Origin of the sequence: Longicatena caecimuris, assembly GCF_004341945.1 — a bacterium.
GTDB lineage: Bacteria > Bacillota_I > Bacilli_A > Erysipelotrichales > Erysipelotrichaceae > Longicatena > Longicatena caecimuris.
Window position 1 is genome coordinate 64348 of the sequence record NZ_SMBP01000004.1, and the last position, 12698, is coordinate 77045.

Here is a 12698-nt window from a genome sequence, read left to right on the forward strand (position 1 = left end):
AATGAAAGATTTTTTTAAACAAAAAAAGAAATTGCTTCTTGTTGTAATGCTGATGGTGGTAACGCTCACAGGATGTAGCGTACCGCGTGGTCAGAATGGTAAGACTTATGTGGACTCCATTATTACAATTAAAGAAGAAACCGTAGCAAGGAAGAATGTAGATTTTGAAAAGGGATCAAAAGCAGAAAAGCTGTATAAAGACTTAAAACCGGATGAAAGAATTACCATCAAGCCAACAACTTTCTCAGATGCGATGGATGAAGGTTGGTTCCATGGTATTATCGTATATCCAATTGCACAGCTGATCAACTGGGTAGCAAACTTTACGGATGCCGGTATTGGTATCATCGCAGCAACCTTTTTGATTCAGTTATTAATTTTCCTATTTTCTATTAAATCACAGGTCGCAAATCAGCGTATGCAGGCATTACAGCCAGAAATGCAAAAAATCCAGGCAAAGTATGCCGGACGTACAGATGATCGTTCCAAAATGGCACAAGCACAGGAAATGCAGGCTTTATATTCTAAATATAAAATAAATCCATTTGGAACTTTATTAATCACTTTTATTCAGTTCCCTGTTATTTTGGGTATGTATCAGGCAACAATGCGTGCTTACAGTGTAGTAACTGGTAGTTTTGCCGGTATCAATCTTGCAAAAACACCAATTGAAGGTTTAAAAGAAGGACAGATTGCTTTTGGCGTTATCTTCATCTTGATGGTTTTGTTCCAACTTCTTTCCTTTAAAATGCCACAATGGTTACAGGAACATCGAAAAAAGAAACAACATGTAAAAGAAAAGAAATATGCAGAACCTAAGAAACAGCCGGGTATGATGGGCTCAATGAATATGATGATGTATATGAGTACAGCAATGATTGCCATATTCGCTATCAACTGGCCATTAGGTATGTCATTCTACTGGTTGGTAAATTCCATTGTCAGAGTAGGACAGAACTTATTGATTCATAAATGCTTTATCAAAGATTAGGAGGCATACGTTCAATGAAAACATATACTGGAAAAAACTTGGAAGATGCTATTCAAAATGCAGCAAACGATAAACAAGTGACAGCAGAGGAACTTACTTATACCGTTATTGAGGAAACTAGTGGTTTTCTGGGATTAGGAAGTAAAGTAACGATTAGTGCTTATTGCAAAAATGATATCATGGATTTTATGAAGGATTATCTGCAAACTTATTTTGATGGAATTCAAATGGAAGCAACCATTGAAGTAAGTGAAGATAATGATTTCTATCATGTAGATTTGGATGCTGAAAACAATGCTATCTTAATTGGTAAAAATGGGCAAACACTGCAATCTATGAATGCTGTATTGAAATCTGCAGTATCCAGTGAATTTAAAAAACGTATCCGTGTTCTCATTGACATCAATGGATATAAAGAAGAAAAATACCAAAAAGTATGTTCTTTAGCATTGCGTGTAGCAAAAAGTGTACAGCGCAGCAAAACAGATGCTATCTTAGATCCTATGCCAGCTGATGAGCGTAAAGCTATTCATAACTATTTGACGAATATGCGTAATATCTCCACGGTAAGTGAAGGGGAAGGTAATCAAAGACGATTAAAAATCGTATATGACCCTGAAAAACAATAAAAAACTATTAGAAAGTCTGTGAAAAGCAGACTTTTCTTTTTGCACAATAAGAAATTCTTGTTAGTAAGATGTCTTCATTTATTTGATATGAAAGGTACATGTTATTTACTGATTAGTTATAGGATGGAGAACCTTTAGCTAATTGTATATTATGAGTATGTAATGTGCTAGATAATTTCTTATTTAAAATGCTAAATGAATTTCGAAAAAGATATTTGTTAATCTATCGTAAATAGGAAAGTAAGAAGACTGTTTTTATTTATGGTGGTATAAAAAAGGAAATTTATAAAGTTCTAAATAGTGTATATTACGGAAGGTTTATAATTTTTATATCTTATATTTATCACATATAAGTAAATTTTATAAAATTCCATATACTGCTTAAAATATTTATGCTAAAATAGCGATAAAGGAAGATGAGCACAATGACAGAAACAATCTTTGAAACTTTATTGAGAGAGATGGAAGAACAACAAAAACTACATCATCTGTCAATTGTAGAGAAAAAGGCAAAGCAATTATTAAAATTAGCTGAAAAAGAGCAAAATCATTATTATGAAAGTATTGCCTGGTATTTTATATCTTTATTATCTTTTTATAATGAAGATAAACAAAAAGCTATGAAAGCATGCGGTCAAGGTTTAAAACTATGTGAATCAGCGGATAATGTACGCTATGAGATACGTTTAATGAATCTTGCCGGCATTTTATATGCAGATAGTAGTAATGAATTAACAGCGCTTCATCATTTTATTAATGCTTATTTCCTGTCAAAAGAACATCCGGAATATGGATTCATGCAATTGATTTTAAAAAATATGGGAACATTATTTTTTAGTATCGGTATGTATCAGGAAGCTTTGCAATACTATACAGAAGCATTTGACTATATGTTGCTCGATAAGTTTGAAAAGGGAGATTTACAAATTGTTATTTCTCATATTATGTTTACACTTGCCAGAATGAATGAGCAGGAAGAAGTAAGGATTTGGAAAAAGAAATATGACGAATTAGATAATGAATTAGCTAAAATACCAGAAGAATATGTACTTAGTGAACTATATCTGGATGTCTGTGCGCATACTACATCAAAGGTGCCTGAAAAAATGGAGCAGGTATTAAAAAATTTATATCAGGAAGAGGACTATTCCCATATTAAAAACTGTATGTTTTTTATGCTTGAAATGAGTTTGCATATGAAAAATGATTCGCTGTTTATTAAATTATATCAAACAGCAAATAAATTATTTAAAGATATGAAAAATCCATATTTTGAAGAAGAACTTTCACAAATCTATATACAATATCTTAAAGAATTTCATAAAGATAATTTAAAAGATGAAATTTATCATCATTACGAAATATATCAGAAAGCTCAATCTTTTAATTTAGAGAATCGTAAGATCAGTATGAAAGTTAAAATGGATTTAGAAAATACGTTGTATAAACAACGTAAAATCATTGAAAACAATCAGAAACTTATGCAGTACACAGAGTTAGATGACTTTACCGGCGTTTTGAAAAAAACAGCTTTCCGCAAACAGACGATAGAAAAACTTCAGCGTCGAAATAAGGATCAGAAAGCATTTTTCTTGATGATGGATATAGATAATTTTAAACATATCAATGACAGTTATGGACATATGATCGGTGATCGTGTCATAAAAGAAATAGTAGCAATCATTAAAAATAATGTTGATCAAAATACCCTTATAGGAAGAGTAGGTGGTGATGAATTTGCCATTTATGCAGATCATGTATATGAATTATATAAGATAGAAAATTGTGTAGAAAAGATAAAAAATGATGTACAAGATATTAAAATTAGAAATGTTAAAAAAAGAATAAGTATCAGTATAGGAATATGTGAAGCATCGGATGATGATTCATATGATATTATTTATAAAAAAGCAGATCATGCATTGTATGAGGCAAAATTGAGTGGAAGAAATCAATATGTAGTTTATGAAGAAGATAACGTTCAGGAAGAAACCTTATTACCAATGCATAGTAATGAATTTTCTAAATTATCGATCTCTGCAGTTCTTCCAAAGGTATTTATGATTTTAAATACGGAAAAGAAAAGCAGTACGATTTTAGACAGAGCCATTTGTTATATAGGGAGAATCTTACATATACAAGACTTATTTTTACTTTATTTTATAGACCGAAAAAAAGAACAAGGGTATTTAAAAGTGTTTAACTTAAATGATAAAAGTATTCGCAGTCAAGCCATTTACCATATAGAGGAAGGGTATTTTAACGAATTTGATGAAACAGGTTTATTTCAAAATCATAATCTGAATCATTGTGATTTTCCATATGAAACAAAGTATAAAGAAAATCATATCATGTCTACCATACAGAAAAAAATTGAATATGATGGTCATTTTTATGGTATTGTGGGTATGAATAAAAAGAGTCGTCAAGTTTGGAATATAAAAGATGTTCTCTTAATTGAAAATATGGCCTGTGCATTTTCTACATATTTTGAAGATTGGCGAAAACAGGATTGATTTCCTGTTTTTCTATGGAATTTTCATGTATAATAAGAAAGCTGATTGAGGTGATAAAATGAAATTAATAGCCGGTTTAGGAAATCCAGGGAAAGAATATGAAAACACAAGACACAACTCAGGTTTTTGTGTCATGGATGCGATTGCTAAGGAATTGCATGTTGATATCACACAAAAGAAATTTAAATCATTCATTTGTATGACAAGAATACAAGGAGAACAAGTATTATTAATGAAACCGCAAACCTATATGAATAATTCTGGGGAAGCTATTATTGAGGCTGTCAAGTTTTATCATATTGATGTAAAAGACATTTTGATTATTTATGATGATTTAGATTTGCCTGTTGGAAAGATACGATTACGTGAAAAAGGAAGTGCAGGTGGTCAAAATGGTATGAAAAACATTATTGCACATTTGCATACACAAGAGTTTAAAAGAATTCGCGTAGGGATCGGAAAGGATTCACGAGTACCTGTCATTGATTGGGTATTAGGGAAAATCAGAAAAGAAGATCGTGAAGATTATGAAAAAGCAATAGCACTGGCAAAGGATGCAGCTATTTATAGCGTTACGCATACCTTTATGGATACGATGAGCCATTTTAATGTGAAATAAAGCTTTTTCATGATAATACATGCAGAAAATAAGGTGATAAAGTGAAAATACTTCTTCAGGAATTCATGCAGAATGCAGCGGTTACTTCCATTGTTGAAGGTAAAAGTCAGCTGGGTAATTTATCATTAAGTGAAGAAGCCCTGCTGTTAGCAGCGGCATATCGCAAAAAACCGCAAAGTATGTTTATTATTAAGAATAACGCATATACGGCACAAAAACTCTATGATCGTTTAGAATGTCTGTTAGAGGATGATGTGCTGCTTTTCAGCGTGGAAGAATCATTACGGGTGGAAGCTATTGCTGCTTCACCGGAAAGCAAAGCAGCACAGATGGAAACAATGGCAAAGCTTTTAGATAAGCATCCTTATATTTGCGTCATGAATGCAGCGGCTGCGATTCGTTTTCAACCATCTGTAGATATTTTTCAACAACACTTTATTCATATCCAGCAAGATGATGTGTTGGATTATGAACAACTGAAACAACTGTTATTTGAAGCTGGCTATGCCTATGTAAATCGTGTTGATCAACCATTATGTTATGCAGCAAGAGGTGGTATCATCGATGTATATTCGATGAATTATGAGCATCCGATTCGTATAGAATTTTTTGATAATCTTGTCGAAAGTGTACGATTTTTCGATATTTCCACGCAAAGAACAATTGAACTGATAAAAGAAGTGACAATCATTCCTGCTAATAATCTTTTGTTTACGGATGAAGAAATCGGTTGTATCGTTGAACGTGCAAACCAAGAATTAGCTATACAGCAGAAACAGTTATCATTATCTTTTCGTGATCAGTTGATATCACAAGTGAATGAAGATTTAGACTTATTGGCAAATCGACATGCAGAAAATCATTTATATCGTTATTATGCGTTTCTTGATCAGGCAAATACGATTTGCGATTATGTGAAAGATGCTAGTATTGTTGTTTCTAGTAAGGAAGAAGTTAACGATACAATCCGTCATGTACAGGAAGAAAATATTGCCTATTTACAAGAATTATTTCAAGAAGGAAGTGCTTTGTATAAGTTTGGTGTATTTGAAGATTTATCCAAAATATTAGGCAAACATAAAGTTATTGAATTTGGCATGTTTGTGGATTATAAAAAACCGATTACATCACAAATCATGAGCATGTCATTAGGTGATATTAATTTAGAACGGACTATCCAGGAAATCATTTCAGCATCGCATCGTCACAGAGTTTTATTATGTTTAGATCATCATGAGATTTCACAAGTCCGTAAACTGCTAGAAGAACAGCATGTAGCTACACGCATCGTTCATGAGGATGATGTATTAACCGATGGCATCTCTATTTTAGAGAAGAAAATGGTTGAAGGATTCAGCTGTTTAACAGAAGGAATCAGCGTTTACACGAGCAAGGAATTATTTCATAAATCCCGTAAATCCACGCGTTATTCCAATAAGTTTAAAGAAGCTGAAGTTTTGCATGATTATCAAGAACTGCATATCGGAGATTATGTCGTACATAATCAGCATGGTATCGGTAAATATTTAGGTATCGTCAATAAAGAGGTAGATGGTATCCACAAGGATTTTTTGCATATTGCCTATAAAGGTGATGATGTTTTATTAGTACCATTAGAGCAATTTCAATTGATTCGTAAATTCGTATCAAAAGAAGGAGCAGCTCCTAAACTAAATAAATTAGGCAGTGGTGAATGGGAAAAGACAAAGAAAAAAGTCAGTGCAAAAATAGCAGAATTAGCAGATCGTTTAATTCATTTATATGCCAATCGTGATGAGCATATCGGGCATGCATTCGCAAAAGATACGGCGATGCAAAAAGAATTTGAAGATGATTTTGATTATGAATTAACAATTGATCAGGCAAAAGCAGTAAAAGAGATAAAAAGTGATATGGAATCCAGTAAGCCAATGGATCGATTGTTATGTGGAGATGTCGGATTTGGCAAGACAGAAGTTGCCGCAAGAGCTGCTTTTAAAGCAGTGAGTGATAATAAACAGGTTGCCTTTCTATGTCCGACAACCATTTTATCTTTACAACATTTTAAAACTTTTCAACATCGTTTTCGCAATTTTCCAGTAAATATTGCGGTCGTAAATCGCTTTATTAAACCACAGGATCAAAAACAGATCATCAAAGATCTAAAAGAAGGTAATCTGGATATCCTGATTGGAACACATCGTTTATTATCTAAGGATATACAATTTAAAGATCTTGGATTATTAGTGATTGATGAGGAACAGCGTTTCGGTGTAGAACATAAAGAAAAGATAAAAGAGTTAAAAAACAGTGTTGATGTTTTATCACTTAGTGCTACACCAATTCCAAGAACATTGCAAATGTCTTTGATAGGCATACGTACACTTTCACAATTAGAGACACCACCATTAAACCGCATGCCAGTACAGACATATGTAATTGAGAAAAATTTTTCAATGATCAAGGAAATTATTCAAAGAGAACTGGCACGCAATGGGCAGGTTTTTTATCTTTATAACAATGTAAAAGAGATTTATAATGTCGCAAGAAAATTACGAGAAGCATTACCGGATGTGGAAATTGGTGTCGCTCATGGACAAATGAGCCGTGATGATATTGAAGATGTCATGATGCAATTTACGGATAATCAATATCAGGTATTGGTTTGCACGACGATCATTGAAACAGGAATTGATATACCAAATGCGAATACCATTCTCATTGAAGATGCTGACCATTTTGGTTTAAGTCAGTTATATCAAATAAAAGGAAGAGTTGGTAGAAGTGATCGTTTGGCATATGCGTATTTGATGTATTCTCCGCAGCGTCAGTTGAGTGAAGTAGCAATGAAACGACTCAAGTCAATCAAAGAATTTACACAACTTGGCAGCGGATATAAGATTGCCATGCGGGATTTAACGATTCGTGGTGCCGGGGATATGTTAGGTCCTCAACAAGCTGGTTTTATTGATACGGTAGGTATTGATATGTATATCGAGATGTTGAATAGTGCGATTATGGAGAAAAAAGGCATTAAAAAAGTTGAAAAGCCAGTTATGAAAAAAGCAAACGTAAAAGTAGATGCCTATATACCAGGACAGTTTGCCAATGAGGATTATGAGAAAATTACATTGTATCAGCGTATTGAAAAGATAGAAACGAAACAAGAATTAAAGGCAATGTTAGAAGAGATTAAGGATAATTATGGAAAATTACCTAAGGCGGTTCAGTTATTGTTTGAAAAGAAACGTTTGGATATTCTCATAAATGAACCTTATGTAGAGAATTTTCAGGAACAGCCAAAAAGAATTAGTATGTCATTTACCGAAACCTGGTCAAATGCAATTGATGGTGTGAAATTATTTGAATTCATGACGTGTATTTCTAAGGATATTCAATTACGGTATGTCAATCGTAAAATTACTTTGCAATTTGCGAAGCGAAAAGATTGGTTGATTACGGTTATTGAAATTTTAGAGAGTTGTGAAAAACTTGAAAGAAAAGAAGCTTAATGATACATCCACCTTTGTGATAAAGATGGGTGTTTTCTTTTTTGAACGTTTTATTGAAACTGTTTATAAAAAAGAAACAAACAATGAATGAAATGGTTTTAAGAAAATTATACACATAAAAATGTAACTTATATCAAAAAGAATGCTATACTTTAAGTAAGAAAAGAGGGATGTTGTTATGAAAAAAACGAGTCGCGTATGCTGTGCAATCTTATGTTTCTTTTTATTAACTGCTTGTTCATCCAATGATAAAACAAAGCAGCCATCAAATGCCATAAAAGTAAAAGAACAAACAACACTCAGTAATGAAACAAAAGAACTATTCACTTATTTGGATGCAACTTTAAAAGCAAAAAGTTTGCATTTGCAATCACAACAAGATTATGAAAGAGATCAACGCTATTATCAAAATAATACGGAAATAAAAAAAGATGGGAATGGTGGAAGTGTGATTTCCACTGGTGATATCGATAATGCAAATCCAAAGCAAGCTCATTATATGGTGAAACAAATAACAGAAGATAGTACCGTGGTATATGGTGAAGAAAATGGTTATATGTATAACTATCTGAAACAAGAAAATGGTACCTACAACTTAAGTCAAAAAGAAGCAACGACATCATCAGATATTGAAAATAGTTTTTTATATTATTATTTGAACTATGATTTATTAAAACTTACACAACAAAGTTTTACATGTGTAAAAGATAAGGAAGGTAATGATATCTTATATACATTGACGATAAAAGATCCTGATTCTTACATAAAAATTTATAATCAAAAAAATAAAGAGGATAAAATAGAGAATGCCGATATCTCAAAACTTCATTCTTATAAACTTGTATTCCGTATTCGTGATGATTTGGTTAAATCTATAACAAGTGATATGGATTATGAAATCAGTATTCCACAAAAGGAAGATAATACCGAGTATGATACGTATGTTGAGCAGACAAAATTGCATCATTATACGGAATTCAGTAAAATAAATGAAACAGTGAAGATTCATCTGGAAAATTTCAAAGGTTAAACAGTGTTTTAAGAGAATGTTTGAAATGCCCTTTGTTAATTAGTTGTTCAATTAACGAGGTTTATGTCATTGCATTCTCTTTTTATATATGAATCATGTTATAGTTAACGCTTTTTAACCATAACCAGCTTATCCAATATACTCTTATCTGCATGTGTCAAGATATAGAGAATCAGCTTTGAAGAAAGATGGAGTAAACCTTGTTTCATAAATAAAAATGCGTTACAATAAAAGAGCTGAAAAAGATAAAAAAAAGAGAGGAATACATATGTTAAATAAACAGTTTTTCACTTCTGAATCAGTAACAGAAGGACATCCTGATAAAATCTGTGATCAAATCAGTGACGCGGTGTTAGATGCTATCATTGAACAAGATCCCAATGCGCGTGTAGCATGTGAAACCTGCTGTACGACTGGTATGGTCATGATCATGGGTGAAATTTCGACAAACTGCTATGTCGATATTCCAAGTATTGCACGTAATGTAGTACTGGAAATCGGCTATGACAGAGCAAAATATGGTTTTGATGGTACAACTTGTTCCGTATTAACTTCGATTGATGAGCAATCCAGTGATATCGCTATGGGTGTTGATCATTCTTTAGAAACAAAAGAAGGTAAGGAAGAAGATAATAATGGTGCTGGTGATCAGGGAATGATGTTTGGTTATGCTTGTGATGAAACACCAGAATTGATGCCATTATCAATTTCTTTGGCTCATCGTTTAGCAAAACAACTGACTGCAGTCAGAAAAGATGGTACATTGGATTATCTTCGCCCAGATGGTAAGACGCAGGTTACGATTGAATATGAAAATGATGTTCCGAAACGTGTAGATACAATTGTTATTTCAACGCAACATTCGGATACAGTAGAGTTGGAAACCATTCGCAAGGACCTGAAAAAATATGTTATTGATGTTATTATTGATCCGACAATGATGGATGAAAATACGAAAATTTATATCAATCCAACAGGTCGTTTTGTAATTGGTGGTCCTCAGGGTGATAGTGGGTTGACTGGCCGCAAGATTATTGTAGATACATATGGTGGAATGGCACGTCATGGCGGCGGTGCTTTCTCTGGTAAAGATCCAACGAAGGTAGACCGTAGTGCTGCTTATGCTAGCCGTTATGTGGCAAAAAATATTGTAGCTGCAGGACTTGCAAAACGTTGTGAAGTACAATTGGCATATGCCATCGGTATTGCTCATCCCGTGAGTGTTTTGGTTGATACATTTGGCACTGGTAGATTACCTGATGAAGAAATTGCTGAAATTGTGCAAAAAGAATTTGATTTGCGTCCTACCAGCATCATTAAGACATTAGATTTGCGTAAACCTATTTATCGCAAATTAGCTGCGTACGGGCATATGGGTAGAGAAGATTTGGGTGTGAAATGGGAAGATACGGCACCTGCGGAATCATTAAAAAAATATTTGAGATAAAGAAAACGTAGTAATTCAGTTTTCGCAACGCTAGTTTTATAAATCATTGCCCTTACTATCTTCGGATAGGAGGGCTTTTTTCTGACATCTGTGTAAGGTTAGAGCGTTTTTCGATGAAGTTGTGTATAATTAAGAGGAGAAGAAAACAAGAAGCTTTCACTTGTGCATTAGATGAAATGGATAAAGTACAAATTTATGGTCAGTAGGAAGATAAGCAGTAAGCGAAGATAAATAAAAAAGATACGTTGAGTTAAGATAAGTTAAAAAAGATGGTTTATGTTGGAAGGTGAAGATATGGTAAAAGTTGCGATTGTTGAAGATGATGAAATTATACTTGAAGAGTTAAGTAATTGTTTAAAGGAATGGAATTTTGAGGTCAATAAAGTAGATGTGGCAAAAGATATTTTACAACAGCTCACGACTGTAAATTGTGATATCGTATTGCTGGATGTTCATCTCCCCAATATAAACGGTATCAGTGTTTGCCGTCAATTTCGAAAGTTTAGTAATGCACCGGTAATTTTTATATCCAGTGATGCAGATCGTATGAGCATGGTAAGTGCCTATGAATATGGTGGAGATGATTATATCGTTAAACCATTTGATAAGATGGTTCTCATCGCTAAATTGAATGCATTTATCAGAAGGATGCAGCAAGAAGCAGATAAGGAAGTTTTAGTATGGCGTGGTGTTGAATTAAATCTGCGAACCTATCAATTAAAATATCAGGGAAAGATGATGGAAATTACGAAGAATGAGATGAAAATATTAGAATTGTTGATGAGCAATCCACATGTAGTAATATCACGCAGTGATATGATGATGGCTTTGTGGAACAGTGATTGTTATGTAGATGATAACACCTTAAGTGTTAATGTTGGAAGATTGCGGAAAAAACTGGAAGATGTCTTTCGCATAGATGATTTTATTCATACAAAGAAAGGCACAGGATATTATATATGAAACTACTACATGATTTATCAGGATCTGTATGTTTACTTTTAACGATGGTGATCGTACAAGTCATTTGTTTATGGACATTTGAAATAGAGAAAGAAATCATTGAATACATCTTGTTTATGGAAATCAGTATGTTATTGTGTTATATCGGTATTGCTTGGGTAAAACGAAGAGCTGAAATAAAACAATTACAAGAATGCAATCATGTCTCTTTTTTAGAAAGAAAGGCATTAACTGCTAAAGACAAAGAAATACAGCGTATCATCAAGGAATTGGAAGAGGAATATTATTCACAGAAACAATCTTATCAGAAAGAGAAAAAAGAACGGGAACAGTATTTTCAATTATGGATACATCAAATAAAGACACCCATTTTTGCTATGCATATGTTGAATGAACATATGCAGGATGAAAAAAGAAAAAAACAAATCCGTGCTGAGTTATTCAAAATCGAGCGTTATACGCAGATGGCATTGTCTTATCAGCGTATAGATGATGATTATATTATGGAAAAGTGTTGTTTACATACAATAGTACAAGAAGCATTACGAACTTATAGCACATTGTTTATTGAAAAAGGTTTGTGTCTTGATTTCTCATATGATGAGGATGATGAAATTTATACGGATCGCAAATGGTTGTGTTTTGTCATTGAGCAACTATTAGATAATGCTATAAAATATACCCAACATGGTACCATTCATGTACGTTGTAGTAAGGACGAAGTAAGCATTGAGGATGAGGGTTGTGGTATTGCTAGCGAAGATATTGTATTAATCAAACAAAAGGGATATACTGGTAAACTTGGCAGAGAGAAAAAACAAGCAACCGGCATGGGATTATATTTCGTTAAAGAAATTTGTGAACGTCTGCATATCAAATGGCAAATATCTTCACAATGGCAGCATGGTACTAAGGTATCTTTGTATCCGGTGAAGGAAAGATTAATGGATAGATAATATGGGAGCAATGTTTTTACGTAAAAAATTATGTACGATTTCTTTCTATTAAAATG

At 33.1% G+C, this 12698-nt stretch carries 9 protein-coding genes; all 9 read left to right on the plus strand.

The window, feature by feature from the left end; all coding sequences use genetic code 11:
* Position 1 precedes the first annotated feature (1 nt).
* The 9 genes from EDD61_RS03565 (at position 2) to EDD61_RS03605 (ending at position 12642) form a co-directional block, all read left to right on the plus strand.
* Positions 2 to 991 carry a YidC/Oxa1 family membrane protein insertase gene (locus tag EDD61_RS03565; RefSeq protein ID WP_008690246.1) on the plus strand — a complete coding sequence of 330 codons (990 nt, stop codon included), beginning with the start codon at positions 2 to 4 and terminating at the stop codon, positions 989 to 991.
* Between the two features lie 14 nt (positions 992 to 1005).
* Positions 1006 to 1620, plus strand: coding sequence for an RNA-binding cell elongation regulator Jag/EloR (gene jag / locus EDD61_RS03570; protein WP_008690249.1), 615 nt, complete (start codon positions 1006 to 1008; stop codon positions 1618 to 1620).
* Positions 1621 to 2045: 425 nt separating this feature from the next.
* On the plus strand, positions 2046 to 4136 hold the full coding sequence (locus EDD61_RS03575) for a GGDEF domain-containing protein (RefSeq protein WP_132224037.1): 2091 nt from the start codon (positions 2046 to 2048) through the stop codon (positions 4134 to 4136).
* A gap of 58 nt (positions 4137 to 4194) precedes the next feature.
* On the plus strand, positions 4195 to 4755 hold the full coding sequence (pth, locus tag EDD61_RS03580) for an aminoacyl-tRNA hydrolase (protein ID WP_132224039.1): 561 nt from the start codon (positions 4195 to 4197) through the stop codon (positions 4753 to 4755).
* 41 nt (positions 4756 to 4796) lie between these two features.
* A complete protein-coding gene (mfd, locus tag EDD61_RS03585; protein WP_132224041.1) occupies positions 4797 to 8246 on the plus strand; it encodes a transcription-repair coupling factor in 3450 nt (1149 codons plus the stop codon).
* 178 nt (positions 8247 to 8424) lie between these two features.
* The gene (locus EDD61_RS03590; RefSeq protein ID WP_132224043.1) at positions 8425 to 9276 is read left to right on the plus strand and encodes a hypothetical protein; all 852 of its coding nucleotides are present in this window, start codon (positions 8425 to 8427) and stop codon (positions 9274 to 9276) included.
* Between the two features lie 268 nt (positions 9277 to 9544).
* A complete protein-coding gene (gene metK, locus EDD61_RS03595) occupies positions 9545 to 10723 on the plus strand; it encodes a methionine adenosyltransferase (RefSeq protein WP_132224045.1) in 1179 nt (392 codons plus the stop codon).
* A 294-nt stretch (positions 10724 to 11017) separates the two neighbouring features.
* Positions 11018 to 11686: a response regulator transcription factor gene (locus EDD61_RS03600; RefSeq protein WP_026006745.1), complete on the plus strand. Its 669-nt coding sequence runs from the start codon at positions 11018 to 11020 to the stop codon at positions 11684 to 11686.
* Positions 11683 to 12642: a sensor histidine kinase gene (locus EDD61_RS03605; RefSeq protein ID WP_008690256.1), complete on the plus strand. Its 960-nt coding sequence runs from the start codon at positions 11683 to 11685 to the stop codon at positions 12640 to 12642. The genes EDD61_RS03600 and EDD61_RS03605 overlap by 4 nt, the downstream gene beginning before the upstream one ends.
* Positions 12643 to 12698 lie beyond the last annotated feature (56 nt).

What these genes read in the sequence shown, in the direction of transcription:
- EDD61_RS03565 (WP_008690246.1), top strand. Translation starts at nt 2, where the DNA reads ATGAAAGATTTTTTTAAACAAAAAAAGAAATTGCTTCTTGTTGTAATG.
- jag (WP_008690249.1), top strand. Translation starts at nt 1,006, where the DNA reads ATGAAAACATATACTGGAAAAAACTTGGAAGATGCTATTCAAAATGCA.
- EDD61_RS03575 (WP_132224037.1), top strand. Translation starts at nt 2,046, where the DNA reads ATGACAGAAACAATCTTTGAAACTTTATTGAGAGAGATGGAAGAACAA.
- pth (WP_132224039.1), top strand. Translation starts at nt 4,195, where the DNA reads ATGAAATTAATAGCCGGTTTAGGAAATCCAGGGAAAGAATATGAAAAC.
- EDD61_RS03590 (WP_132224043.1), top strand. Translation starts at nt 8,425, where the DNA reads ATGAAAAAAACGAGTCGCGTATGCTGTGCAATCTTATGTTTCTTTTTA.
- metK (WP_132224045.1), top strand. Translation starts at nt 9,545, where the DNA reads ATGTTAAATAAACAGTTTTTCACTTCTGAATCAGTAACAGAAGGACAT.
- EDD61_RS03600 (WP_026006745.1), top strand. Translation starts at nt 11,018, where the DNA reads ATGGTAAAAGTTGCGATTGTTGAAGATGATGAAATTATACTTGAAGAG.
- EDD61_RS03605 (WP_008690256.1), top strand. Translation starts at nt 11,683, where the DNA reads ATGAAACTACTACATGATTTATCAGGATCTGTATGTTTACTTTTAACG.